19 protein-coding genes and 2 other annotated features are annotated in these 26,666 nt (G+C 30.2%); of the genes, 4 read left to right on the top strand and 15 right to left on the bottom strand.

The features are described 5' to 3' along the window. Positions 1 to 80: 80 nt before the first annotated feature. Both sstT and ACX0KU_RS09380 read right to left on the bottom strand, forming a co-directional pair. Positions 81 to 1,316 carry a serine/threonine transporter SstT gene (gene sstT, locus ACX0KU_RS09385; protein WP_472989598.1) on the bottom strand — a complete coding sequence of 412 codons (1,236 nt, stop codon included), beginning with the start codon at positions 1,314 to 1,316 and terminating at the stop codon, positions 81 to 83. A 349-nt stretch (positions 1,317 to 1,665) separates the two neighbouring features. Further along, on the bottom strand, positions 1,666 to 2,037 hold the full coding sequence (locus ACX0KU_RS09380; protein ID WP_472989597.1) for a tetratricopeptide repeat protein: 372 nt from the start codon (positions 2,035 to 2,037) through the stop codon (positions 1,666 to 1,668). A gap of 302 nt (positions 2,038 to 2,339) precedes the next feature. Further along, positions 2,340 to 2,590 (top strand) — a binding site (T-box leader). A gap of 50 nt (positions 2,591 to 2,640) precedes the next feature. Between ACX0KU_RS09380 and ilvB the strand changes: the two genes are divergently transcribed. Then, on the top strand, positions 2,641 to 4,320 hold the full coding sequence (gene ilvB, locus ACX0KU_RS09375; RefSeq protein WP_472989596.1) for a biosynthetic-type acetolactate synthase large subunit: 1,680 nt from the start codon (positions 2,641 to 2,643) through the stop codon (positions 4,318 to 4,320). After that, a complete protein-coding gene (locus ACX0KU_RS09370) occupies positions 4,310 to 4,606 on the top strand; it encodes an ACT domain-containing protein (RefSeq protein WP_472989595.1) in 297 nt (98 codons plus the stop codon). The genes ilvB and ACX0KU_RS09370 overlap by 11 nt, the downstream gene beginning before the upstream one ends. Before the next feature lie 55 nt (positions 4,607 to 4,661). Here the strand turns inward: ACX0KU_RS09370 and ACX0KU_RS09365 are convergent, their stop codons facing one another. From ACX0KU_RS09365 to ACX0KU_RS09340, 6 genes are all read right to left on the bottom strand, one after another. Further along, positions 4,662 to 7,328, bottom strand: coding sequence for an HD domain-containing phosphohydrolase (locus tag ACX0KU_RS09365; protein ID WP_472989594.1), 2,667 nt, complete (start codon positions 7,326 to 7,328; stop codon positions 4,662 to 4,664). 3 nt (positions 7,329 to 7,331) lie between these two features. Next, entirely contained in the window at positions 7,332 to 8,462 is a 1,131-nt protein-coding gene (locus ACX0KU_RS09360) for an ABC transporter substrate-binding protein (RefSeq protein WP_472989593.1), read from the bottom strand. A 305-nt stretch (positions 8,463 to 8,767) separates the two neighbouring features. Continuing rightward, positions 8,768 to 9,931 (bottom strand): radical SAM protein, encoded by a 1,164-nt coding sequence (locus ACX0KU_RS09355; RefSeq protein ID WP_472989592.1) that lies wholly within the window; start codon positions 9,929 to 9,931, stop codon positions 8,768 to 8,770. 181 nt (positions 9,932 to 10,112) lie between these two features. Continuing rightward, the gene (locus ACX0KU_RS09350) at positions 10,113 to 14,057 is read right to left on the bottom strand and encodes a DUF5050 domain-containing protein (protein ID WP_472989591.1); all 3,945 of its coding nucleotides are present in this window, start codon (positions 14,055 to 14,057) and stop codon (positions 10,113 to 10,115) included. Positions 14,058 to 14,214: 157 nt separating this feature from the next. Next, entirely contained in the window at positions 14,215 to 14,865 is a 651-nt protein-coding gene (locus tag ACX0KU_RS09345) for a bifunctional 4-hydroxy-2-oxoglutarate aldolase/2-dehydro-3-deoxy-phosphogluconate aldolase (RefSeq protein WP_472989589.1), read from the bottom strand. A 165-nt stretch (positions 14,866 to 15,030) separates the two neighbouring features. Then, complete coding sequence (locus ACX0KU_RS09340) at positions 15,031 to 16,548, bottom strand: methyl-accepting chemotaxis protein (RefSeq protein WP_472989588.1); 1,518 nt, start codon at positions 16,546 to 16,548, stop codon at positions 15,031 to 15,033. A 286-nt stretch (positions 16,549 to 16,834) separates the two neighbouring features. Beyond that, positions 16,835 to 17,078 (top strand) — a binding site (T-box leader). A gap of 67 nt (positions 17,079 to 17,145) precedes the next feature. On the opposite strand from ACX0KU_RS09340, the gene ACX0KU_RS09335 reads away from it, so the two are divergent. Continuing rightward, positions 17,146 to 18,516 (top strand): TrpB-like pyridoxal phosphate-dependent enzyme, encoded by a 1,371-nt coding sequence (locus ACX0KU_RS09335; RefSeq protein WP_472989586.1) that lies wholly within the window; start codon positions 17,146 to 17,148, stop codon positions 18,514 to 18,516. Positions 18,517 to 18,601: 85 nt separating this feature from the next. Here the strand turns inward: ACX0KU_RS09335 and ACX0KU_RS09330 are convergent, their stop codons facing one another. The 3 genes from ACX0KU_RS09330 to nagZ form a co-directional block, all read right to left on the bottom strand. Continuing rightward, positions 18,602 to 19,594 carry a DUF4003 domain-containing protein gene (locus tag ACX0KU_RS09330; protein WP_472989585.1) on the bottom strand — a complete coding sequence of 331 codons (993 nt, stop codon included), beginning with the start codon at positions 19,592 to 19,594 and terminating at the stop codon, positions 18,602 to 18,604. A gap of 10 nt (positions 19,595 to 19,604) precedes the next feature. After that, on the bottom strand, positions 19,605 to 20,993 hold the full coding sequence (locus tag ACX0KU_RS09325) for a VanW family protein (protein ID WP_472989584.1): 1,389 nt from the start codon (positions 20,991 to 20,993) through the stop codon (positions 19,605 to 19,607). A gap of 224 nt (positions 20,994 to 21,217) precedes the next feature. Beyond that, positions 21,218 to 22,669 (bottom strand): beta-N-acetylhexosaminidase, encoded by a 1,452-nt coding sequence (gene nagZ / locus ACX0KU_RS09320; RefSeq protein ID WP_472989583.1) that lies wholly within the window; start codon positions 22,667 to 22,669, stop codon positions 21,218 to 21,220. A gap of 238 nt (positions 22,670 to 22,907) precedes the next feature. On the opposite strand from nagZ, the gene ACX0KU_RS09315 reads away from it, so the two are divergent. Then, positions 22,908 to 23,549, top strand: coding sequence for a YjgB family protein (locus tag ACX0KU_RS09315; protein ID WP_472989582.1), 642 nt, complete (start codon positions 22,908 to 22,910; stop codon positions 23,547 to 23,549). 105 nt (positions 23,550 to 23,654) lie between these two features. On the opposite strand, the gene ACX0KU_RS09310 is transcribed toward ACX0KU_RS09315, so the two are convergent. The 4 genes from ACX0KU_RS09310 to ACX0KU_RS09295 form a co-directional block, all read right to left on the bottom strand. Then, entirely contained in the window at positions 23,655 to 24,044 is a 390-nt protein-coding gene (locus ACX0KU_RS09310) for a bacteriohemerythrin (RefSeq protein ID WP_472989580.1), read from the bottom strand. A 123-nt stretch (positions 24,045 to 24,167) separates the two neighbouring features. After that, a complete protein-coding gene (locus ACX0KU_RS09305; protein ID WP_472989578.1) occupies positions 24,168 to 25,136 on the bottom strand; it encodes a DUF2087 domain-containing protein in 969 nt (322 codons plus the stop codon). A gap of 394 nt (positions 25,137 to 25,530) precedes the next feature. Beyond that, on the bottom strand, positions 25,531 to 25,848 hold the full coding sequence (locus tag ACX0KU_RS09300; RefSeq protein ID WP_472989576.1) for a transcriptional regulator: 318 nt from the start codon (positions 25,846 to 25,848) through the stop codon (positions 25,531 to 25,533). Beyond that, a complete protein-coding gene (locus tag ACX0KU_RS09295) occupies positions 25,835 to 26,527 on the bottom strand; it encodes a hypothetical protein (protein ID WP_472989574.1) in 693 nt (230 codons plus the stop codon). Before ACX0KU_RS09295 ends, ACX0KU_RS09300 begins: the two co-directional genes overlap by 14 nt. Between the last annotated feature and the right edge of the window lie 139 nt (positions 26,528 to 26,666).

Below are 26,666 nucleotides of genomic sequence, written 5' to 3'. Positions count from 1 at the left end.
CCAACAAAAAATTATAGAATAATTTAAAAGCCCACTAGTTCTATATTCCAGAACTAGTGGGCTAAATTCAACTCTAATTTTTACTTATTAATAATAATCTTTTTACCTTCTTTACGCCACTTTGCAAATTCAGCTGTTGCTGTGAAAAGTGCGTCTGTAGAAGAGTTTAGTGCTGTTTCGAAAGAATCTTGTAGAACACCTACAATAAATCCTACTCCAACTACCTTCATAGCCATATCATTTGAAATTCCAAATAAGCTACAAGCTAGAGGGATTAATAGTAAAGATCCACCAGCTACTCCTGAAGCACCACATGCACTTACAGCAGATAGTATACTTAGAATAAATGCTGTAGCTATATCTACTTCAATTCCAAGAGTGTGGACTGCTGCTAAAGTTAATACAGAAATAGTAACAGCTGCACCAGCCATATTTATAGTAGCTCCTAGTGGAATTGATACTGAATAAGTATCTTTATCTAAACCTAATTTTTCACATAAGCTCATGTTTACAGGAATGTTTGCAGCTGAGCTACGTGTAAAGAATGCTGTAATACCACTTTCTCTTATGCACTTAAATACAAGTGGATATGGATTTTTACGAATATATAAGTATACAATAATTGGATTTATAACAAGAGCTACAAAAAGCATTGATCCAATTAAAACTATAAGTAATTGTCCGTAGCTAAGTAAAGACTCAATCCCGCTTGTTGCAATAGCTTCAAATACAAGGCCCATAATTCCTAGTGGTGCAAAATTTATAACCCATCTAACTATTTGAGATAATGCATCTGAAAAATTCGTAATCATTATTTTTGTTGAATCTGGTGCACCTTTTAGCGCAAAACCAAGAAGTATAGCCCAAGATAATATACCAATATAATTAGCATTGAAAAGTGCTCTTACTGGGTTATCAACAAGATTAAGTAGTAATGCTTTTAAAACTTCTACTACACCGCCTGGAGGCGTTACACTATCAACAGCGCCAACATAGAGTGTTAATGTTACTGGGAACATAAAACTTGCTACAACTGCTACAAGCCCCGCTAAAAATGTTCCTAAAAGATAAAGAACTATAATCGATTTCATATTTGTTTGATGACCGCTTTTATGTTGAGAGATAGCGGACATAACCAAAAAGAATACTAACATAGGTGCAACGGCTTTTAGTGCACCTACAAATAAAGAACCAAAAATAACTATTGGTTGTGCTGCATCTGGTACAGTTACAGCTAAAATAATACCTATAATTAAACCTATAATTATCCGTTTTACCAGACTTAATTCATTCCATTTTTTCATTAGATTTCCCATTGCCTTTTCCTCCATAGATTAAAATATAAATAAAACCTCACATAGCCCCTCACGATGTGTTGTTATTATAAATAATCATACATAATTGCAAAATACTGTTTTAAACTTTAATAATATCTTTTAAGCTAATTTAAATAGTTTGAAAGTTCACCCCTATGTAAGCTGATATATATACAATACATTGTTGCACATCATTTATAAGTTTTAATAAACTTATTTATTCTGCTTTTACAAAGCCTCCTTCCTAAGTGTTAATATTTTAGTTTTTCCCATTCCCCGGTTATAGTATACTATAGTAAAGATAAGTAACTCAATATATTTAGCATTAAGTGCTAAATATATTGAGTTACTAAATCTCACTAATCATTCGTTTAATTTCTTTTTCTTTTCTTTGTTTTTCCTCTAAATTTTTAGCTGTTATCTCTTCATGTTCTTTCTTTTGTATTTCTTTTTTTACCGAAAATTCTTTGCACTTAACAAAATTCCATGCAATTGTATTATTCGGATCAAACTCTAATACTGTTTTATATATTTTATAGGCCCCTTGTTGGTCGCCTTTTGCTAATAAACATTTTGCTAATCTTGTGTGTGCAGCAGGATGATTAAGTTTTTCTTGAATAATTCTTTTATTCACCTCAATGGCAGTATTATCCCATTGATTATCTAAAACCAATTTCATTGCAATTGTATTTAACTCATCAAAATTCTTATTATCAAACATTTTATATCCTCCTTATTATTAGCCCCAAAATTTAAATATATTGTGTTAAACAATGCTCTATAAATCATCTTTAATATATGCTTTACCAATCTAGTTCAAATTTTTACTTATATATACATATTAACACATAAAAACTTATATACATATGATAATTGCAATGATTTTTTTAATTATTCTTAAAAACATGAAAACTTCTACTATAACATCTTTATTTATTAAAAACACTTTGAATTAACGAAATCTTCTCATTTTTCTTGACAATAATAAAGCAATAATATACAATACATATAAATTAGAAATTAGTAAAAACATTGATGTGGAGGAGTACATATATTCTTGAAATAAAGAGAGGAAATGCTGGTGTGAATTTTCCATGATAGATATATAGAAGGTAGCCACGGAGTTGTTAATGGAAATCTGACCGAGAGTAGAATTAACCGGAATCCTACCGTTAAAAAGGAAGTAATATCGGCTTATTGCCCGTATTATATTAAGGTGTGTATTTATTATACAAAAATAGGTGGTACCGCGAAGTATACTCTTCGTCCTGTTAGTTTAGGACTAGGAGTTTTTTTATTCTAATATATTCTAAGGGGGCATATTATGAAACTTAATGGGGCTGAAATCGCAATTAAACTATTAGAAATGCAGGGTATAAAAACTATATCAGGTATTCCTGGCGGATCTATATTACCCTTATATGATGCACTTTCTAGAAGTAGCATTAAACATATCCTAGCAAGACATGAGCAGGGGGCTGCTTTTATTGCTCATGGTATGGCTCGTTCTACTGGAAAGCCTGCTGTTTGCTTTGCAACTTCTGGTCCTGGGGCTACTAACTTACTTACAGGAATTGCAGATGCAAAAATGGACTCTGTTCCTATTATTGCTATTACAGGGCAAGTTCCTTATTCACTGATTGGAACAGATGCATTTCAGGAAATTGATATATACGGATTAACTATACCTATAACAAAACATAACTTTTTCGTACATTCTATGGAAGAACTTTTTAGAATGATACCTGAAGCTTTTAAGATTGCAGTAAGTGACCGTCCTGGACCTGTGCTCATTGACATACCAAAAAATATTCAGTTACAAGAAATAGAAATTGATGAATGGCCTTCTGTAGAAGCCTTTTCAAAAATCGAAAATGATGTTAAAGCATCAGAAATCTTAGAAATAGCTGAGTTAATTAATACTTCTAAACGCCCTGTTTTATATATTGGTGGCGGAGTTATTAACTCTGAAGCTTATGATATTTTGTATGAGTTCTCTAAGAAAAATAATATACCTGTTGCCACTACCCTAATGGGACTTGGTGCTTTTCCTTGTGATGACCCACTATATCTTGGACTTGTAGGAATGCATGCTGCTCGTTCTACTAATATAGTGATGCATGAGGCTGATTTAATTTTAGCCTTTGGAGTTCGTTTTGATGATAGAGCTACTGGAAATATATCTAACTTCTGTCCTAATGCTAAAATTCTTCACATTGAGATTGATGAATCAGAAATTAATAAATTAAGATCTGCTCACCTTTCCATAACTGGAGATATACAAACTACCCTTCATGCTCTACTTCCTCATATAAAGAAAGATGATAGATCTGAATGGGTAGATGAAGTTAATTTATGTAAATCAAAACATTCACTATGCTTTCCATGTGAAAGTGATATTTTTCATCCAATGAATATTATAAAATATGTAGCTAAAAATCTTCCTAGTGATGCTATTATTACAACAGATGTAGGGCAGCATCAAATGTGGACTGCTCAGGTTTATCCTTTTAAAAAGCCTCGTACTCTAATAACTTCTGGAGGTCTAGGAACTATGGGCTTTGGACTTCCTGCAGCCATTGGAGCAGCTCTGGCTAATCCTTCAAAACCTGTAATCTGCTTTAGCGGTGATGGCTCTATACTAATGAATATTCAAGAGCTAGCTACCCTTGCAGATCACAATTTAAATGTAAAAGTTATAATATTAAATAATCAACATCTTGGCCTTGTAAATCAACTTCAAGAACTATTTTTTAATAAAAATTACTTTGCAACAAAATTTATAACTAATCCTGACTTTGAGATAATTGGAAAAGGCTTTAATATACCTTCCTGTAACCTAGGTAATGAAAGTGACCCCTTAAGTAAACTTAGTGAAATATTATCTAAGTCTGGTCCATATATTATTAATATTCCAATAAGCCCAGAAGAAATCGTACTTCCTATGGTTCCTCCTGGTGGATCAAATAACGAAATGATAGGTGGTGAAGACTATGCCAAATAGTAATCACTCTGTAATTGAACTAGTGGTTCGTAATCATCCTGGGGCAATGTCCCATATAACTGGGCTTTTTGCAAGAAAAGCATTTAATCTTGAGGGTATACTCTGCGGTCAAATAGGCGACGGATCTAATAGTTGTATGTTTCTTTTAGTTAAAAATGATGATTTTATCGATCAAATAATAAAACAACTTAGAAAATTATATGACGTTTTAGATGTTACTCTTCATGATGACTATGATTGTTCTATATTTAATAATCTAACTGATCTCTTTAAATCTGGTTCTTAGTTCTAACAAAAAAGATTAGCTAAGTAGAAGCACTCTACTCAGCTAATCCTTTTTATTAATTTTTTAATACATCATCAATAAATATCTTTACAAGTTCTGGGTCAAATTGAGTACCTGCATTCTTTCTTAGTTCACTAATAGCAAAATCCTCTGATAAAGCACTTCTATAACTTCTCTCACTAGTTATAGCATCATAGGTGTCAATTATTGCAATAATTCTTGATTGAATTGGTATTTCTTCACCCTTTAATCCCTTTGGATATCCTTTTCCATCCCATCTTTCATGATGAGCTAGTACAAACTCTGCCATCTCTGACATGTCATTTACTGTACTTAGTATTCTATACCCTATTTCAGGATGTCGTTTTATTTCTTCCCATTCCTCTTCTGTAAGCTTTCCTTGTTTATTTAGTATATTTTCTTCTATAGCTATTTTACCTATATCATGAAGTAGCCCCACAGTCTTAAGCTCTTGAATTTCTTCTTCTAATAAACCAAGAGCTCTTCCCATCCTCTCACATAATTGTGAAACTCTATGAGAATGCTGCTCTTCTCTTTTATTTTTTTCGTGAAGAGTATTGATAATAGCATTAATAGTTTTCCCTCTCATACTTGGACTTTCAAAAAGCTTTTTCTTATACATGCGGTCTTCAGCTTTTTTAAATATATCTTGAATTCTTTCTCCTTCATTATATTTAGTCTCATATCCAAAAGAAATAGATATATCTAAAGAGCCTACCTTTTCTTTCATTGCTAATTCCTTTATATTCTTAATAATTTCCTCAGTTTCATAGCTATTCGTCTTAGGTAATAAAATTATAAATTCATCCCCACTTAGCCTAGCCACAATATCTTGTTTTCGACAAGCTTTTGTTATAATTTCTGCTACCTTATTTAAAAGTTTATCTCCCTCAACATGTCCAAAGGAATCATTAATAAGCTTTAATCCATTTACATCCGCCATAACAATAGTTAAAGGTAAATTTTTCGCTGAATCTAATCTCTTTATCTCCTCTTCATAAAATCTTCTATTATATAATCCTGTCAGTTGATCATTATAGCTTAGATAAATCATTTTCTCTTCCGCTAGTTTTTGTTCTGTAATATTCATCACAAAACAAGTTATTCCAATAACGCTGCCCTCACAAGATAGTATAGGCGAGTAATAGTTTTGCCAAAATAAACGAGAGTACTTTTCGTCTCCATATTCTTCAGCAAGAATAAAACTCTCTCCATCTAGAACCTTATCAAAATTTTCTTTTGCCTTATAGCAGTCTTCATGTTTACTAAAAACATCCAGCATACTCATTCCAACTTCTATCTCTTTTCCCCATATACTAAGCATTGTTTCTTTATGCTTCTTATTAAAAATGAGGTAACGATAGTTTGTATCTAAGGCAAACATAATAAACTCTGGTGAACTCTCAAGAATTGCACTTGTTAATCTATTAGAGTCTTCAAGTACCCTATTTAGTTCAGCTAACTGACTGGTACGCTCTTTAACTTTATATTCAAGGCTATCATTTAGTTTTCTTATTTGATTTTCTGCTTCTTCCCGTTCAGAGATCTCTTCCTCTAGAATAGCATTAGTTTCTTCTAACATGCAATTAGTCTCTTCAAGTTGTATAGTTCTTTCAACAACTCTCTCTTCTAATTCCTCATTTAGTGCTTTTATTTTTTCTTCCCGTTCCTTTATATTTTCCTTCATAATATCAAAATTCTTAGCTAACTCTATAAATTCCTTATAGCCCTTAACTTCATGCTTTATGCTGTAGTCACCATTAGAAATTAGTTTAGTTTTAAAAATAAAACTTTTTAAAGATTCTGTTAGTTTATTTACACTCATTATAGAAGTGGCAAAGCTTGTAAATGAAAACATCATAAGAGCTACATAAAACATCTCTTTAAGTTTATCTACAGGTTCAAATACGTCATTAGCTTTTACAGTAATTACAGAATACCAACCTGTTGACTTTATTTCACTTGAATATATTATTAAATCTTTATTGTCCTTATCCTTTATAACTATATTTTCCTCATTAATACTGTCTTTTACATAACTAAAATTATCAAATATCCTTCTTTGATTTACATTTTCATCATTTTCGTCAGCAATATATATTCCATTTTCATCAAGAATAGATATAGTTCCTTTTCCCTTCATAGGGACCTCTTTAATAACATTTGTTACTTCAGATAAATTCAAATCTCCAATCAAAACATTTCCATTAATATGAAGTGATATAGTAACTGTTGGCTTATTAGTCTGTTCTGATATAAATACTCTAGACCACACAGGTTTGTCGGACTTTTTTGCTTTTTCAAAATAATCCATATGTATCATGCTTGTCCCTATATAGTCTTTATTAAATGGAGCCACATTACTTACTATTCCATATTCATCAATAATTTGTATCTTATCAAAATAAGAATATAGATTTTTTATAGTATTAAGGTATGCATTAGTATTGTCATCATTAATAGTATCTTTTTTATATAGAAACTTTCCTACATGTGTTATTACATTTATTGGATCTTCAACAAAATTTTCAATGTTCCTATTGATATTTGTAGCAATAATACCATTATTGTATTGAATATTTTCTTTAACTTTTTCATTAAAGAAAGAGATAGTAATATATCCAAGAATTAAACATGGCAAAACAAATATTAATAAATTACTTACTAGCATGTGATTCTTTAAGCTAATTTTGCTTCTCATGTTTTAATCAACCTTTCTTAATTTGCCATTTTCTATCCTAAATATCATATATTCTCTTGTATTATCTCCAAACTTATTAACTTCATATTCTCCATGTAGTCCATTAAATTTTTTAATTTTAATAATATTATCTTTAATGGTAGAAGGTTTTAAATCTGGTCCCTGTTCCATAGCTTGAAGTAATGCTATAGCAATTTCATAAGAAAATACAGAGGAAAAACTCGGCTCATCTCCATACTTCTCAATATAATTTTCTTCAAATTTAACAAAAGCTGATGATTTATCATTTAAATCAATTGCCCCTACAATAAACATACCTTCAACAGCAGCTCCACCTTTTTTAATTAAGTCAGTAGTATTTGACCATAATGAGGCATAAATTTGAATCTGACATGAAATTTTTCTTAGTTGCTGAGTTATAGCCGCACCATCTGCTGAATTTGAAATTAAGAAAAGTGCTTCTGCCTTTGACTCTGCTATTTCTTTCGCTAACCATAAATAGTCAACCTTTGAATTAGAGGTATATGCTTTTGTTTCAATAATTTCTCCTCCATTTTTTTCTAAAAACTTTTTAAAATTATTATAAAGAGAATTATTAAATCCTTTATTTTCTATATCATATAATACTACAAATTTATTATTATTATTTTTCTTAGCCATATCCGTTAGAGCAATTGCTTGCTCCTTAGTAGTTGCAATAAACCTAATAAAGTTATCATCTATATCTGATAATGAATCTGAACTTATTGTTGGCCCTAAAAACAATATATTCCTGTCTTTTAAGTAACTCATATAGTTAACAATCATTCCACTTGTATAAGGCCCAATTATAACTGGTATTTTTTCATCAATGAATTCATTAACTAGATTAACTGCTAGTTGAGAATCATTTTTATCATCCTTAATAACTAGCTGAAATTTTTTTCCATCTAATCCTCCAGCCTTGTTTATCTCATCAACTGCAATTTCAATGCCTCTTCTCCCTGAAACAGATAAATCAGAATTAACACCTGTCATTGTTCCTAATACCCCAATTTTTATTGTTTCATTTTCCTTACTGCATCCATACAAATATATAAAACTACTAATACAGATTATAAGAAGAATAATCTGCTTAGATTTGTTAAATTTCATATCTATAACCCCCGGATAATATGTATTTCATTTATCTTCGATTCATAATTTGCCCCATAATTATTATACAACAAATTTTTACATTCTTCATTCTTTTATTACAATACTTTTATATTTTTTAAGTCCTATACAATATTTTTCAAATACTATTTTTAAATTTATTTATCTTTAAAATTTTTATCTATTTGAAAAAGAAAAGTTGCTATAGAAGCTTCTCTTCTACCACAACTTTAATAATATGTTTATATGATATTTCGTATAATATTTTTTTTTCTTAAACTAATAATATCTTTATTTAATATAATTTAAATAAATCTCTTCACTAGTTCTGCAACTACACTATCTACATTTTCTACTGTTATATTATGCTGAGCTACAATCTCTCTTGCTCTAGCTGTTCTCTCTGGGTAATCCATATCATTAATTCCCCCGATAGTTGATGTTCTTCTTCCAATCATAAAAACTACTTTCTCTTCTTCACTAAGATCTAGGAACTTTTTAATATGAGAAATTATTCTTTGTTTAGCCTCTGGAAGCTTACCTTCTACTTCTGGTATAAGATTTAAAATATGATCACTTTTTATAGTAGTAGTTATACCCTCTAGGTTTTCAATGAATAAAAGAAGCTCTTCTACCATCTGAACATCATTTAGCTTTTTAAAAGTTCCCTCTGCATAATCCTTGCCTAGTGGTGAATCATCTTTAACTGCAAGAGTTCTTAGTCTAAGGAAATCTGGATTAATTTGATTTACAGCATCTGCAGTCTCAAGGGCATTTTCTCTGCTGTAATCAGCTCCCCCTAATCCTGGCATAAAATACTCAGATAGCTGAATTCCAGCTCTCTTAACCTTTTGTCCAGCAATAATATGAGTCTTTTTATCTACTCCCTTTTTAATGAAATCTAATACTACATCCGCTGCTGATTCCATTCCTATATGAATTCTATTTAGACCTGCTTCAGCCATCCTCGCAAGATCTTCATCACTAATTCTAGCAACAGTCTGAGATCTAGCATAGGATGTGATTCTCTCAACGTTAGGGAAATTCTTTCTAACATACTTTAGTATTGTTATCATATCTTCTGGCTTTATAATTATGCTATTAGCATCTTGAAGGAATATAGATTTCATGCCACCGCTAATCCAAGTTATAGCTGAATAATAAGCCCAGTTTTCTTCTGGTGAAACAGAGCTGCTAAGCTTTCTCATCTCTTCATTTATATCTAGCTGCGGATTATCTTGTATACTTTTAATGGCATCAATAAAGTATTTAAGCATGTCGATATCTTTTAATATATGCTCAACAGGTCTAATGCTAAATTTCTGACCCTTATATAAAGTACAAAACTTACATTGATTCCAAGGACAATTTCTCGTTATTCTAAGTAATAAACTCTGTGCTTCACTTGGTGGTCTAATTGGTCCCACTTCAAAGCCTTTATGCTCTTCTATATTTCTCTCTGTGCTCATATTTTTCACTCCTGACTCTCCATTTTATTTCTTACTCTTAATTTAATATAAAAGACTGTAGTTATCAAGTAGTTGTAGAAATTAAGTTTTATGATGAAGTTTTTAGGTGACAAATTCTTCAGATTTTATTATATAATATAAAAACGCAGGATAATTGAATATCCTACGTTTTTATATGTTTTTATGCTACTATCTGGTTTTCAGTAGCATCAAGCCTCATTTTGTAAATAAGACCGTCATCCTGGTAATTTCTATAGTATACCCATCCATCTCTTATATACATAAAGCCATTCAACGAAACTATCTTAGTATTCTCTGTACCATCAATCTTAATTTTATAAATCTTTTCATAGCCATCTGAATAATTATAATAAGTAATCCAATTATCTTTTATATCCATAATAGTTACTTGATTATCTATAATACTTGTTACAGGTATAATTTGAGACGTACCTATCTTTAGCTTACTTATTCTACTCTTACTCACAGGTGAAGCATGACTTCCTGGATCAGTATTTTCCACAAAATAAATCCATTCACCAATTACCTTAAGCTGTGATGCTAGACTATTTGAAGAAAGCGCTTGCTTATCTGAACCATCTGTCTTTATCTTAAAGAAACTACCTATATTTTTACTGTCTCTTGTTGAATAATAAATATAACTATCTATTATATTTATTTCATATGTCATTTGATCATTTAATTTCGTTCTATTTGTGCCATCCATTTTTATTTTATAGAGTTTACTACCATCACTTCCATTTGAATAATAAATCCAATCTTTATCTACCGTAAAGAAATACTGAATTTTATCATTAGTTAGTTTTTGATATTGATTGCTATACATATTTATTCTGCTTAAGGTTTTTGTAGAGTAGTTTACATGATATATATATTCCTCTATTACCTTTAAATTTTCTATATTTTCATTTACCATTTGAACCTTATTAGTACCATCTGTCTTGATTTTATATAGCTTACTACTATCTAGATAATATATCCATCCTTCTTTAATTATCTGTACATAAACATCTGTGTCTATAACTTTTGTTTTTTCTGTGCCATCCTTTCTAATCTTATACAGTTTATATTTATCACATTCATCTTTAAAGTAAATCCATTCATTATCTTCATAAACAATTTCCCCAGTAACTACATTATCACTATTTACAACTGACAAATTTAATTTTACTTTTTTATTGTAGTTAGGAATAGAACCTTCATAGGTAAATTCTCCAACTTGGCTTGTATTAGGTATTGAAGGATTCCATGTTATTGGTACACTTTTTTTAGAACCATCGCTATATACTTTATATCCAAAATAAGGTAAAGTAAGATTACTTCCCTTTGGTCTAACTTTAGAGATAGTTTCTGTTTCTGCTTCAATTTCAAATCCCATAGCTTCTATAACATTAACCTTAATCAATGCTTTCTCATAGTGACCTTTAACAGTTCCTACATATTCATATACTCCAGCTTTACTTGTGTCTACATAAGTTTTATTCCAAGTTACATCAAAAAACTTATTTGATCCATCTATCATTTTAACTTCTACTGGATTTGGTAAACTATAATAGTCTCCTTTTTCTAATCTAACTTCTCTGTAATAAGGATCTTTAATTCCTAAACCAAATCCTTCATTGTCTTCTCCAGTAATTTTAACCTTGAAAATCTGTAGTTCATTCTCTTCTACGCAATAATATACATGATCATTTATAACGCTAATAAAGTCTGCTCCATACACATTAATAATTCTATTATTTGTACCATCTACTTTCATTCTGGACAAAAGTCCTTGTTCATTTAATTTAGAATAATAAATCCATCCATTTTGCACATTAATATACATAGCTGACTCATTACTTACTTTAACTCTGCCTGTTCCATTAATATTTATCTTATATATCTTATAACTATCCGATAAATTAGAGTAGTAAATCCAATCACCGACTACATTTATAAACCCTGAGATATCATTATTAACCTTTACTCTCCCTGTACCATCAACTTTTATTTTATATATATTATTATTATCTGACATATTAGTGTAGTATATATATCCATTTTCTAAATTAAGATTTAATGAAATATCATTATTAAGTTTTGTTCTTCCTGTCCCATCAGTTTTTATCTTATATAATTTATAATCCTCTAAAGCACTTGAATAATATATCCAGTCTCCATTTACTGTAATCTGTTCTGCAAAATCATTACTTATTTTTGTTCTACTGGAACCATCTAGTTTCATTTTATATAATTTACCTTCATCGGATAGATTACAATAATATAACCATTCTCCAACTATATTAATATAAATAGGGGAATCTTCACTTATCTTAGTAGGATAACTTCCGTCTGGCTTTGCCTTATAAAGTTTGCCCTCATCATAATTATTTATATAGTAAATCCATCCATCTTTCTCAGCAACCATACCTAAATTTATGATATTTCCAGAAGTATTCCCTCTACCTTCTTTTACAGTTAGATTAAGCTGAACCTTCTTATCATATCCCTTTACTGTTCCTTCAAAATTATATACTCCAGCTTTGCTTGTATCTGCTACATTGTTCCATATAACTGTCTTATTTGCTTTTGTGCCATCCTCAAAGGTAGCTAAAAGAGTCTTCGGTAAGGTATAGCTATTTCCTCTAAAAGCTTCCGTAGTTATATTATCAACATTTGTGATAGTTTTAACCTCAGACCCTATATTGATTGTCTTAAGCTTCCACCCCTCATACTTGCTTGATGAATTAGAGTTTTTACCCCAGATATCTACTATATAAACTCCCTCTGGAATATTACTTAGATCATAATCAATCTTACTACTATAGCCTGTTAACTCTGTTAACCACTTATTATTTTTTACATCATATAAATGAAGCTTATACTGTACATTTGAAGCTGCATCTTTAACTCCATTAATAACTAAATTATCATTTTTTGCATAATTAGTTTTATCTATTAACATATCTCCATTTAATTTTACAGTTCCACTTTTTACTACATTTAAATTGAAGGGGTAAGCACAGTCATAATCTCCATATTGATTATTATACCTTCCTTTTACTCCTACCCTTCTTACTCTTATGGCAAATCTATAAGCCTCTGCCTTTAAGTTTAGTCCACTAATATCAAAAGTAATAGGTTCTTTTGAATCTACTGCCTTTGTCCATCCATCTACAGTATCTTCATTATTAATAACCTTCCACTGAGTTCCCATTGTTGCTTTATTTGTATAAAATAATTGATACTGAACTTGTCCATTATAATCCTTAGAAGTTATATAAAACTCATTTTTATCTCCTTCTATAAAAGGAGTATGGTCTAAAGAAACTATTCCTATCTCTGGAATCTCATCCTTTTTTACCTCCATAGTTTTTAGCTTCCATCCATCATATACTTTATTTGACCCTTCACTTTTTCCCCATATATCTAGAATATAATATCCTGCTGGTAAATAATTAATATCATAATTAATGCTGTTATTATATTCAGTAAGATTAGTCATCCACTTATTATTATTAACATCATAAATATGTAGCTTATACTTTGCATTATCAGAAGTACCTTTTACTCCCTCTATCTTAATGCTTTCATTTTGAGAATATAGCGTTTTATCAAGTAACATATCTCCACTTAAATCTATATCTGCATTTTTAACCACATTTAAATTAAAAGGATAAGCAGAATCATAGTCTCCATATTGATTACTATACTTCCCTTTTACCCCTACCCTTCTTACTCTTATAGCAAATCTATAAGAATCTGATTTTAAATTAAGTCCACTGATATCAAATTCTACAGGCACTTTTGCATCTACAGATTTTGTCCACCCATTAATAGTACTACTATTATTGATTAACTCCCAGTTATTCCCCATAGTAGTCTTACAAGTATAAAATAATTGATATTGAACTTGTCCACTAAATTCTTTAGTAGATATGAAGAATGAATTGTTATCTCCTTCTTTAAAAGGTGAATGATCCAGGGATACTATTCCAACCTTTGGGATTACCTCTTTTGCTCCAGCCTCTGAAGCCTTAAAATTTATACCTACAAACATCTCTATTACTAACGTAAAAATAAAAAATATACTAATGCTTCTAAATCTAACTCCTTTACTCATATCCTTCCCATCTCCCCTTGAAGCTTTTAATTTGTTAAAAATATGTGAATCTTTCTTGCGTTTTATTTTACCACATAAAGCAGTACATATCATGAGGTAATTTACATAATTAATACCTCATAATGTAAAGGGTGTTAGTATCTAGATCGACATTATGTTAATATCCTATCTTTTTAATATACTGCTGTGCTAATTTTGTAAGCTTTGTAAATTCTCCTTCATCAATAGCTTTTTTATCTACTAGTTCTCCTCCAATACCAACTCCAACTGCACCTGCTTTTATAAATTCATCAACACTATTTATATCGATTCCCGCAAAAGCCATAACAGGTATATGGTTTAGGGGTGCAAGAACAGCTTTTATATAGTCAACTCCAAGTATCCCTGCTGGGAAAAGCTTTATTATATCTGCACCTTTATTGTATGCTGTAAATATTTCTGTTGGGGTAAAGGCACCTGCAACAGATATCTTCCCAAGTTCTTTAGTTTTCTTAATGATTTCAGCGTCTACAATTGGTGATATAATATAATCAGCTCCAGCCTCAGCTGCACAAACTGTTTGCTCCACTGTTAAAACTGTGCCTGTTCCAACACAAATTTTATCTTTATATTCTTCTTTTAGTAGCCTTAAACTCTTTAAACCCTCTTCTAATTTTTCTGGGTATTTTTGATTAAGGGGAACCTCAAATAAAGTGATTCCTCCTTCGAGTAGTGCGCCAACAGTTTCTACAATTTTGTCTATTTCAATTCCTCTTGTAACTGCAATAATCTTATTTTGATAAATTTTATTTAATATTTCATTTTTCATAAAGCCTATTCTCCTCTCTAGTTACTTCTCTAATAATTTTTAATAACTTACATAAAAAATATTTTATTTATAACTTCTCCAAGTTCAGTATTTTTATTAATTTCTAAATATAAAAAAATGCTGAGTAAAAGTTACCCAACATTCTTAAACATTTTATTATTTAATTTAACCGCAATTACATCCTTCACCACAACTCTCATAAGAGCTATCTATAATAGAAAATACCCTCTCTCCAGTTGTTTCAAATTTTTTAACCTTATTTATAATACTATTCAGATGCTTAAATATATCACCAGATAAGTTCTTCGCTTGATTATAGTAACTATTAGCACCTTCGTAATTGTTCTCCTTAATTGAATTCATTACTTTTTTTCCCAAGTTATGAAGATTTAAATGGATTCCATCAATTTCTTTCCACTCATTAGAAATTTTAGGATTTTCAATGTCAATAGAGTAATAAAAATGCCCAAAAGCACATTTGCTTCCATCTAATTGAATAGGGTATACCTTCATATCATCTACAGCTTTCTTTAAATTAGTTACCCAGACCTCATGGGATTTCTTTGCTTTTTCTAAATACGTAATAAACTCTTCATTAGTAAGAGAGTTTGGACTATTTTTTAAATTAGCTAACATCTCTTTTACTATTTTTGAAAGATCTTTATCTATTTGAGAAACTTTTTCAGCCTGCTCTGCACTTTGCATAGCATTCTTATGTATCTCCTCTGACATATTATTTAGCTTTTCTGCATCTACAGTTGATACTTCCATGGCCCTATTAATTTCATTTACTGAAGTATTAATACCACTCATAGATTCATTAAGTGTTTCTATATCCTTAACCGTAGATCCTAACAAATGAACATTTTTTTGTATAGTGTCTTTGACTGTATCGATTTTTTCACTCATTTTACTTGTTTCTTTTATTGTTCTATCCATGCTACTCTTTCCATCTTTTGCAGCTTCATGAATATTTGACATTACAGATTTCATACCATCAAGGTTATGTGTAGTACTGTCTGCAAGTTTTCTTATTTCATCAGCTACTACAGAAAACCCTCTCCCATACTCTCCTGCTCTAGCTGCTTCAATAGACGCATTAAGTGCTAAAAGGTTTGTCTGAGAAGCTATTGATTCTACAGTTTTTACAATACCAGTAACTTTATTAAGCATTTCTATAAGATAATCTATCTTACTGCTCATTATATTAGCATTATTTACTACATCTTCTTTAATTGTTGCAATTTCTTCCATTTGCCCAAGCCCCTCAATATTACTTTTCATAATAGCTTGAGATGAGTCTGAAACTAAATTTAGTGTCTCTGTAGCCACATTAGTTGTTTCATTAACCCCATTCATACTTGCAGTAGTTTCTTCAACAATTGCTAAATTAGATTGACTTACCTCTGACATATCCTCAGCAAAATCAATTAACATATTAGATACATGTTTCATTTCAGTATCAAAACTACTTATCATAGAACCAATATCAATAATTTTCTTTGCAGATTCTGACATCTTCTCTTGACTTGAAAAAAGCTCTTCGAAGTGGTCACTTATCTTTACATGAATACCATATTTAACATCTGGTCTTTTAATTATTTTCCCCTTCATACGTTTATCTACATAATTTATAATCTCATCAGCCTCGTGACATGGCGATTTTTTCGACTTAAAAAACATATAATTCCCCCCTTAGAACTGCATATCAATTTAAATATCTTATAAATTCTATATCCATTGAATTATCAATAAAAATTATTAATTAATACTAATTATAATATATAATTGAAGCTTTATCCAGTTTCTTTGATATATTCTTATAAAATATTACAAATAATTCTACTATATAAATACAATTTTAAGCCTATATTGCTTAATAAATCTTAAGACATCATCTCTTACATATATATTTTTACTATTGACAATAAATTCTGATAACTGTAAAATATCATAATAAGTATATAACTTTAAACCGTTGATTGAGAGTAGTAGCATAATCTACTTATCTAAAGAGAGTCGCAGATGGTGAGATTGCGATGATAAGCTTATTGTGAATGGACTCATGAGGACTTGGCAGAAATTCTAGGAAGTGTATGCCAGTCGGGAATTCCCCCCGTTATAAATGGATAGTGTATGTTAGTACATAAAATGAGTGGCGTTTTTTACGCAATTTGGGTGGTACCGCAGAGATTACAGTCTTTGTCCTATATTTTGGACAAAGACTTTTTTTTATACAAATTTAAATTAATAACTAATAAGCTGAAAGGAATGATAACTATGCCAAAAACACCTTATAAAATTTATTTAACTGAAGAAGAGATGCCTAAAAGTTGGTACAACTTAAAAGCTGTAATGAAGGAATTGCCTACTCCCTTCATTAATCCAGCTACCTTAGAACCTTGTACTGCTGAGGATCTTGGTCATGTATTTTGTAAAGAACTCGTTGATCAAGAGCTTAACACAACAGATAAATATATAGAAATTCCCGAGGAAATACGTGACTTTTATAAAATGTACCGTCCTTCTCCTCTTGTTCGTGCTTACTGCTTAGAAAAACTACTTGATACTCCTGCAGAAATTTACTACAAGTTTGAAGGTACAAACACCTCTGGCTCACACAAGTTAAATTCAGCAGCAGCACAGGTTTACTATGCTAAAAAGCAAGGACTTACAAGTCTTACTACTGAAACTGGTGCTGGTCAATGGGGTACTGCTCTTTCAATGGCATGTGCTTACTATAATATTCCACTAAGCGTTTATATGGTAAAAGTGTCAACAGAACAAAAGCCATATCGTAAAGCTGTAATTGAAACTTACGGTGGAAAAGTTATTCCATCTCCTTCAACTACAACAGAAATAGGTAAAAAAATCTTAGAAGAAAATCCTGGAACAGGGGGTTCTTTAGGATGTGCCATCTCTGAAGCTATGGAAGTGGCAATTAAAACTGATAACTGTCGTTACGTGCTAGGTAGTGTTCTTGATCACGTACTATTACATCAGTCTATTATCGGAGAAGAAACAAAGATAGCATGTGATAAATATGACATTAAGCCAGATGTTATCATTGGATGTGCTGGTGGTGGTTCAAACCTTGGAGGTCTTATATCACCATTTATGGGTGATAAAATTGAAGGTAAAAATAATATTCAATTCATAGCTGTAGAACCTGCTTCTTGTCCATCATTAACAAGAGGAAAATACGCCTTTGACTTCGGGGATACAGGCAAAACTACACCTTTAATGAAGATGTACACATTAGGTGCAGGATTTATGCCAGCACCAAACCATTCCGGCGGACTTAGATATCACGGAATGAGTCCTATAATATCTAAACTTTATCACGATGGATACATGGAAGCTCGTGCTGTAGAGCAAACAAAGGTATTTGATGCTGCTACTATGTTTGCTCGCTGCGAAGGTACTCTTCCAGCTCCTGAATCTTCTCACGCTATAAGAGTTGCTATAGATGAAGCTCTTAAATGCAAAGAAACCGGAGAAAAGAAAACTATTTTATTTGGTCTTACAGGGACAGGCTACTTTGACCTATCTGCATACATGAGCTACAACAGTGGAACTATGACAGATTACATCCCTACAGATGAAGACCTTGAAAAAGGCTTTGCAACTCTTCCACAGGTAAACCTATAAGTAAAAAAAGGCAAATGTTAAGAGGCTGCCTCTTAACATTTGCTTTTGTTTTTATTACGCGATACTAATAAACTTACGGCAGCCTCTAATTAGAAGCTGCACTTGCCGCAGCACTTGTGGCAACCATTGTGGCTACAGCTGCTTGTTGTTGAGCTATAATAATTGCATTAATGCTATTTCCAAGGGCTATTCTAAGAACACCTTTTTTAATCTCGTCTACATAAAAATCTGAAACTAGACTTGCTGCTAACATAACTTTTGTTGCTTTGCTAACGCTCCAAAAACCATATCCATCCTGCACAGATATATAGTCACCGACTTCCTCTATCTCACTTACTATTTTATCTTCATCATCAGTTATAAGTGCAAGCACTCCAAGGGTGGCAAGGCTACTATACTCAAGCTTACACTTTACTTCTTTTAGCTTTTTATAAAGTCTCATTGCCTTACTACATTTTTCTTCTACAGTTTCTTCTCCAAGAGCTAATATGTGTGATAAGGTCTGAAGATTATTTCCTTTATAAAAGCCTTCCTTATTTAAAGTGCTATAGCACTCCTCAATCTTTTCAGATGTTTCTGATACCTCTAAGCCAGTAGTACCTAAAACAGCAGCAAAAACATAATCATCAGCTGATGTTAATATAGAATGATTTTCCTTCATCCTATCATAGAATTCTTTTGTTCTTTTAATTCTATAATCCCACTCCTCCATAGAAGATTCTTTTGCAATTGTATAAGAGGCTAAAGGTAGCTGAATACTTCTCTTAAAACCCTCTGATTTCATTTTTTCATATAAATCGTTTATGCATTTAAAAAATCCCTTATAATTCTCTTCAAAACATAGAAGATTTACTAAAAGAAACTCATTGGTACCTCTAAAATAAGAAGTCCAGCTAGTTTCGTCCTTAAGATATTGCTTTATTTCTTGAAGTCTTTCTATATCAACTTTTTTATTTTTAGTTCCATGAACCATAGCACTAAAATGTCTTAGTAGATTATTCTCCCACTTAAAGGGCTTTTTTAGCTCATTATAGTTCTCTACCATTAGGTCTACTTTTTGCTTTAAATCTACATTCATAACTCTCCCCCTATTCTGTTACAATTTTTATTTCGGTTTTAGTTTCAGTTTTAGGCAGAACCTTTGTCCCTCTTAGTATCTCTCCACCTATAGCCCTATAGTAATCATTAGAAATCACTTCACTATTAATTACTTTACCATTTTCAATAGTTTTCCTATACACCTTTACTCTATACCCATTAGAAGGTTTTTTAATTACTACTGTTTCCCCTACTAACTTATTAGGATCATCAATATATTTAATAATTGGTTCTACTACAGAAATTTCAGTATCCATTTTATAAGTTTTCTTAGTTAATGACTTATCAGCATATATATTAAAATATACTTTTTTATCCTTTGTATATCCTTCTATATAAATAGGTTTGTCTAGAGTATTTGTAAATCTAAGATCTATATTTCCCCAATCTACAGTGGCATCTAATCCCTTTCCAATATATCCTAGTGGAAGTGAATGATTTCTTCTTTCATCAGCTTTAAGATTAGCCTTTAACATTGTATTATAAAGGGTACTTGATACCTGACAGATACCTCCTCCAAGACCTGATTCTATCTTATCTCCTATGATAACTCCTGCTGCTTTATATCCTCTTGCTTTTGTACGTTCCCCTACAATTTCATTAAAGCTAAAGGATTCACCTGGCATAAGAAGAGTTCCATTAATAGCTTTTGTAGCAAGTTCAATATTATTAATTCTGTTTGCTATAGATGTTGAAAAGCTCGTACTAAAAGAAGAAATAGGAGCATTAATAGTAGCTAACTTTTCTTTAGTAATCTGTGGCTTAGTAGTTTCTACTGGTGCTTCAATTTTAGCATGTTCTTCAGAAAGTTCACCACTAATAGCCTTCATAATAGCTTGTTTTAAATTCTCTCTTTGAAGCTTTGTTCCAGTGGTTTCTGGAGTAATTTTTATATCCCCTCTTGTTATAGATATTTTTGCATTGCTTGAAGCTTTATTAACATCCTTTTCTATCTTATCAATTAAATTATCAATAGGCTTAGTGTTATAAGCAAATTTCAACTTATAAACTTTCTTTTCATCACCTTTAATAAGTCTGTACTTTTCAAGTAAATTGCCTTTTTTACCATAGCTAAAAGCTTCTTTTATAATCTCATCAGTATTATATACAGCTCCAATGCTATCATAATCTAATGTGTAGCTTTTATCATTTACTTTAATCTCAATTTTCTTTGAACGTAATGGATCACTACATTCTTTTTGTATTAATTTTTCTACCTCTGCAAGAGGCTTTCCACCTACATCTATGTCTTCTATATAAACTTTTGGATAAACAACATCTTGCCAGTTGTTCCCTGTTGCATATACATAACTTACTGAAGCTGTTCCAATTGATAGTACTGCTAATATTGTAGTTATAACTAGCACTCTTTTTTTCATATGTGTTTCCCCCTTTTTTGCATCCTATACTATATATACAGGAAAAAAGCTAAAAAAGTTTTTTGTTTTATAAAAGTTTATGAAAAATTTATACTTATTTATCATATACCTCATTTATTCAACTCCTCTTTTCCTCTCTAGACATTTACAATAACAAAGACGTTAAAACTAATATAAATGTTACAAAAAGGTACCCCAAAAGTTATAAACTTTCAGGATACCTTCTAGTTGTTTAAAAGTATCTTTATATTATTATTTATCTTATCAATATCTATAGAATTTATTGTCCTATCTTTTAAACTATACTTCTCCTTTAATTTCAATATCCTATAAATGCTTTCATCTATTCTTTCTTCTGATAATTCTCCTTTTAATACCGCATCTTTTAGAGCACTAATTACTCCTACTTCATTATCATAACCATGGCATACTAATATAATGTCACTTCCAGCTTTTACTGACTTTATTGCAGCCTCACTAATATTATAGTTTTTAGTTATTGCACCCATTGTCATATCATCAGTTATAACAACACCATTAAACTTTAGATTATTTCTTAATATATCTGTTATAATGGTTTTTGACATAGAAGAAGGATTTTCCTTGTCAATCTTAGGTAAAAGTATATGAGCAATCATTATAGCATCCGCATCATTTTCTATAGCTTCAGCAAAAGGTATTAACTCAAAGCTTTCTAATCTTTGCAAGTCATTATTTACAGTTGGGAGTCCTACATGTGAATCTACTGAAGTATCACCATGTCCTGGGAAATGCTTAACTACAGGAATCACATTTTCCGACTGAATTCCTTTCATAGTTTTAATACCTAAGTTACTTACTATTTCAGGGTTTGATCCAAAAGACCTATCCCCTATAACTGGATTCTTTGGATTACTATTAACATCAAGAACTGGAGCAAAGTTCATATTAAACCCTAAAGACTTTATCTCATCAGCAATAGTTTTCCCTATCTTATTAGAAAAGTCCTTGTCATTAATTTTCCCAATTGCTTTATTTGTAGGAAACTTCTTAAATTCCTTAGGCATCCTTGTTACCTTTCCACCTTCTTCATCTACAGATAGAAACAAGGGAATCTTATTATTTAAGTTCTCTTTCTTTAATGAATTAGTTAAATTAAGTAACTGATCAGCATTTTTAACGTTCTCTCCAAAGATTATAAATCCTCCTACCTTATAGTTTTCTATAAGGCTTCTAGATCTATCATTTAACTCGTATCCTTCAATACCTACTATTAACATTTGCCCGATCTTTTCTTCTAAAGTCATTGTGTTTATTTTTTCTACTATAGGATCAACTTGCTCAGCAACCATAATTGTTTTCGCCTCAGCCTGAACAGGATAAGATGCTGCAACATCACCTTCGAATATTATCTCTACTTTTGCGCCTTTTTTTAAAATACTTATTTCTAATTCTTCATTAGTATTCTTTTCATAAATTTTAGTTTTCTCTACAATGCGGACACTTGCTTTATCATATTGTGTGTCCTCATCAATCTTTCCTTCTACTAGTATTCTTGTTGCCCTATCATTATCATCTAATGATACCTCTATTATTTCTCCCCTTATCCCTAGCTTTTCTTCAGCAATCTCCTTATTACATCCCACTAAACTAAACATCAATAAAATGCTTAATAGTAGTACTACTTTCCTTATCATAAGCTATCCCTCCAGTTTTTAAATTAAAGTTCTCTGCTATATCACTTATATATACGTATATTTTAATATATTGGTACTAGATATACCTTTACTTTTTATTTTATAAATAAAAAACACCTACACCTACCACAAAAGCTACTATAAATCCCACAGCAAGAAAAATTATTTTTATTGAACAAAAGTATAATTACTTTCGTCTAATTAAGTAGTACTATAAATTTAAAGGAGGATTATTATAATGTTTCTATGGAAAAAAAGTTTATGTATTAAATTAATTATGGTACCTGTTATGTTAATAGCTTTAATGACAGGATGCAACACTACTAAACAACCAGATAAATCTACTGAATCCAATTCTAATACCAATGTAGAGAATACATTTGAAAGTATTAATAAACCTGAAGATTCTACAAAGATACTTTTATTAAATATTATGGACTTAGCTAAGAAAGGTAAAGTTATTAACTGCGACTTTCCTCTTAAAACTACTACTATTGAAGATATTGAGAAAGTATGGGGAAAACCTGAGAAAATGAATTGGATTCCTGAAGCTAGAGGAAATTATGCCACATATCCAAAACATAACATGTCCTTTGGAATTAATAAAGGTTCACAAATATTTGAAGTTAGAACTTTTGATAGTAAAATAAAAAAAATACCTCTTTCTAAAGTAAAAGAAGTACTCGGTAAACCTGCCTATGATGTTAAAGTAAAGGGCGAAGAAATCATTGGCTATGTAGCAAACAAGGATTTTAAAATATTACTCGTATTCCCTGAACCTACAAAGGAAAATCCTAACCCTTTATTAGACCATTACTCTGTTTTCTATCCACGAGGAACTGTGAACTTAATGTCTGAGACCCCTGGAAGAGAATGGTAAGGAAACTTTAGTGGAGAAGCGAAGTCAGTTGAGATTCTTAATGTAGATTAGTCTACACTTCTTCACTCAGCCCTTTAACGCCTTTACTTCTCCACAAGAATAAAATTATTCTCCTATAAGCTTGTCACTTTTAACTATATGCTCTACTAACCAATCATTCAAAAACTGTAGTAAGCTAATTATATATTCATACTGATTTTCGTCAATTTTTGAAAAATCTACCTCATTAATTTTCTTAATAAATCCATCATGTGAAACTTTCTGAGTAAACATTCTCTTATAATTAATACTTTTCATATATTCTTCTTCAGCAGTAAAGTGAAAATTTGTATATTGTTGAAGTTCTTCTACTAAGGCTACTATTTTATCATACTTATCGGTTATTAATTCATTTTTTAGTAACTTGTAAGTTTTATCGGCTATTTCAAAAAGAACCTTATGTTGTTCATCAATAAAATCTATTCCAGTTTTATACTCTTCTTTAAATTCATACATTAAACATTACCTTCTTTCACTATAATATATATTAATTATTATACATGAAAATTTGAAATTTAACTATATATTACCATAAATCCATTATTTAAAGATCTTTCTGCTTAAATTGTAACGTAGCACTTATTTATACAACTTCAAATTCTCTCCCTGGCTATCAACCCACATCTCTAAAAGTTCTTTTAAGTCATCCATTTTTTCTTTCTCTGTAGCTCCTTCAGTATTCTCAAGTTTTTCTACAACTTCAAAATTAAAAACTCCCTCTCCATATTTATTCCATTCTTCTTGAAGGTTTTTTACTTTAAATCTACCTAAATTCAATCTAAACTTTATTCCTTCAAAAGGCTTATATAAATTACTGCATATATCCACAAAGGAATATCCTGTCTCCGTATTATATACTCGAATTATCCCCATTTCTACTTCTTGCTGTTTATATATATTAATAAGTTCTTTCTTCTCTAATTTATCCATATTGTTTCCCTCACAATTCTTAAAGTATTTACTTCCATCCTTATTTCTAATTAGGTACCCATAATCTACTAGGTATCGGCGTATAGTTGCGTCATCTTCATAAATAGTCTTAATAATCTTCTTTACTTCCTTTTCTGTATACTCTTTATTTGGCTCAAAGAGATTAGCAAAGCGGGGTAACAGTTCTTTTCTTTTTCCTTCCCTAGCTGGAAAGGCTCGAAGTTTAGGATGTGTTACTGTCGGCATATCTTCTTCCACTAATTCCATAACCGCTAAAAAGGCTCTTGCTTGTTTTGCTCTTTCTCTTAAAGCAAATCTCATATTTCTTACTGTTGATTCTGCACAAGAAAGCCTTCTAGAAATCTCTTTATCACTATATTTATTTGATACCATTGATAAAAACTCTTTTTGAATTTCAGTAAGCCCAGTATACTTCTTATCTAGCAATAATAGTCTTTCAATAGGATTACCATGTTTCTCAATATGTATATTTACACCATCATTTTTATCACCTATATTTTCACCACATATTAAGCAAACAAATTGAGCTTCTTTGTTACTCCAAAGATACCCTCTTTTAAAATCATCAATAGTTGCATTACGAATTAACTCTTCCATTTTTCTCTCCTGTCTATTAATTTCATAGATATAATAACATTTTAAGTTATTGTTGTCAATTTTACTAATGTTTTTTACTGCAATAATTGTAATTATATTTGCAATTTATATATCATACTACTTAACAATAGTTTATTGATAAATAAAACATAACACTAATCTAATTGTGATTATAATTTTTTACACCATTCTAAGTAGTAATTGTTCTTCTATATTCCATTAGTATCAATACTCAAAATTTACGGCACTGAAAGAACTTATTTATAATTAGAATAAAAATATTATATTTAAAATCAAAAAACAAAAGAGCAAAACATAAAATCCTGTTTAACTCTTTTATATAGACAATTATACTCGCTTTAATCAATGTAATCTTTTATCTAAAATAATACATTTATTTAATAACATTAGGTAATAAATTATAATTATTTTTTCTTACTATTTCTTCTAGCAATACAACATACTCTTCTAATTTGTTCAATCCAAACTCCGTAATTGTATAAAGCGTTTGGATTTTTTTGTTAATCATTTTTTTTTCAGATTTTATATATCCCCATTTTTCTAATTTTGATAATTGAACATATATATTTCCATCAGAGGATTTGGTTATAGATTGTATTTCTTTAAAAGTTTTTTCTCCATCAACTAGACAACTTATTAAAGATAATCTTAATGGCAAAGTAAGCGCTTCAGGAATATTATTTAATTCCATCTATATTATTCTCCTCATGTTTTAAAATCATTGCTATAATTATATAACCAATTGATACTGCTAGGTGATAGTATATTCCTGATAATGGGAAAGTAATATCTATTTCTGAATAATTCATAGTATAACCAATATTATTATAAACTGATGACAGCATTAAATATATAAATAAAACAACTGTTGAAATAACTATAAATCTTTTTTTCTTCAAAATATAACCACATATCATTATACAAAAACATAAAAGTAGAATATTAGATAACATACTTAAGTATTGCAACTGAATTAAAGATCTTCCTTTCTCTTCAAGATGAATATTAAAATTAATTATTATTCTTATTATAAATAGTAATAATGGCAATAAAAACGTAACTATTGCCCATATACTTAAAAAATTAAGATAATACTTATTTGAACTTTTTCTTTCTTCTCTATATATTTTAGTAAAATAAATTAATAAAAAAGTATATATCGTTATATTTAATATAATATTGAAATGTGGTTGTATCATATGAGGTTTAAACATAATTGATAATATTATTGTTGTTAAATAATAAATTAAGTTAACTACACCAAAAGCTATCAAAATTTTATACAATTTATTATAATTTCCTTTTGCATTTCCAATAGAATTTTTAATAATAAATATATCTTCTAAAGTATCTTCCATATTTTTTTTCATAAAATCATCCTTTCTTTTAATTCACTTTATATTATAAAGCAAATACATATATTGTCAATACATGTGATTAATATTTATTTTACAATTATGAAAGAATTCAACTAAAAAACTAAGATAACATCATTTGAAAAACGATGTC

This window comes from Clostridium sp. X (assembly GCF_055755365.1).
Note: the sequence above shows the minus strand (reverse complement) of the source record. Positions and strands in the feature narration are given on the sequence as shown.

What these genes read in the sequence shown, in the direction of transcription:
- sstT (WP_472989598.1), bottom strand. Translation starts at nt 1,316, where the DNA reads ATGGGAAATCTAATGAAAAAATGGAATGAATTAAGTCTGGTAAAACGG.
- ACX0KU_RS09380 (WP_472989597.1), bottom strand. Translation starts at nt 2,037, where the DNA reads ATGTTTGATAATAAGAATTTTGATGAGTTAAATACAATTGCAATGAAA.
- ilvB (WP_472989596.1), top strand. Translation starts at nt 2,641, where the DNA reads ATGAAACTTAATGGGGCTGAAATCGCAATTAAACTATTAGAAATGCAG.
- ACX0KU_RS09370 (WP_472989595.1), top strand. Translation starts at nt 4,310, where the DNA reads ATGCCAAATAGTAATCACTCTGTAATTGAACTAGTGGTTCGTAATCAT.
- ACX0KU_RS09365 (WP_472989594.1), bottom strand. Translation starts at nt 7,328, where the DNA reads ATGAGAAGCAAAATTAGCTTAAAGAATCACATGCTAGTAAGTAATTTA.
- ACX0KU_RS09360 (WP_472989593.1), bottom strand. Translation starts at nt 8,462, where the DNA reads ATGAAATTTAACAAATCTAAGCAGATTATTCTTCTTATAATCTGTATT.
- ACX0KU_RS09355 (WP_472989592.1), bottom strand. Translation starts at nt 9,931, where the DNA reads ATGAGCACAGAGAGAAATATAGAAGAGCATAAAGGCTTTGAAGTGGGA.
- ACX0KU_RS09350 (WP_472989591.1), bottom strand. Translation starts at nt 14,057, where the DNA reads ATGAGTAAAGGAGTTAGATTTAGAAGCATTAGTATATTTTTTATTTTT.
- ACX0KU_RS09345 (WP_472989589.1), bottom strand. Translation starts at nt 14,865, where the DNA reads ATGAAAAATGAAATATTAAATAAAATTTATCAAAATAAGATTATTGCA.
- ACX0KU_RS09340 (WP_472989588.1), bottom strand. Translation starts at nt 16,548, where the DNA reads ATGTTTTTTAAGTCGAAAAAATCGCCATGTCACGAGGCTGATGAGATT.
- ACX0KU_RS09335 (WP_472989586.1), top strand. Translation starts at nt 17,146, where the DNA reads ATGCCAAAAACACCTTATAAAATTTATTTAACTGAAGAAGAGATGCCT.
- ACX0KU_RS09330 (WP_472989585.1), bottom strand. Translation starts at nt 19,594, where the DNA reads ATGAATGTAGATTTAAAGCAAAAAGTAGACCTAATGGTAGAGAACTAT.
- ACX0KU_RS09325 (WP_472989584.1), bottom strand. Translation starts at nt 20,993, where the DNA reads ATGAAAAAAAGAGTGCTAGTTATAACTACAATATTAGCAGTACTATCA.
- nagZ (WP_472989583.1), bottom strand. Translation starts at nt 22,669, where the DNA reads ATGATAAGGAAAGTAGTACTACTATTAAGCATTTTATTGATGTTTAGT.
- ACX0KU_RS09315 (WP_472989582.1), top strand. Translation starts at nt 22,908, where the DNA reads ATGTTTCTATGGAAAAAAAGTTTATGTATTAAATTAATTATGGTACCT.
- ACX0KU_RS09310 (WP_472989580.1), bottom strand. Translation starts at nt 24,044, where the DNA reads ATGTATGAATTTAAAGAAGAGTATAAAACTGGAATAGATTTTATTGAT.
- ACX0KU_RS09305 (WP_472989578.1), bottom strand. Translation starts at nt 25,136, where the DNA reads ATGGAAGAGTTAATTCGTAATGCAACTATTGATGATTTTAAAAGAGGG.
- ACX0KU_RS09300 (WP_472989576.1), bottom strand. Translation starts at nt 25,848, where the DNA reads ATGGAATTAAATAATATTCCTGAAGCGCTTACTTTGCCATTAAGATTA.
- ACX0KU_RS09295 (WP_472989574.1), bottom strand. Translation starts at nt 26,527, where the DNA reads ATGAAAAAAAATATGGAAGATACTTTAGAAGATATATTTATTATTAAA.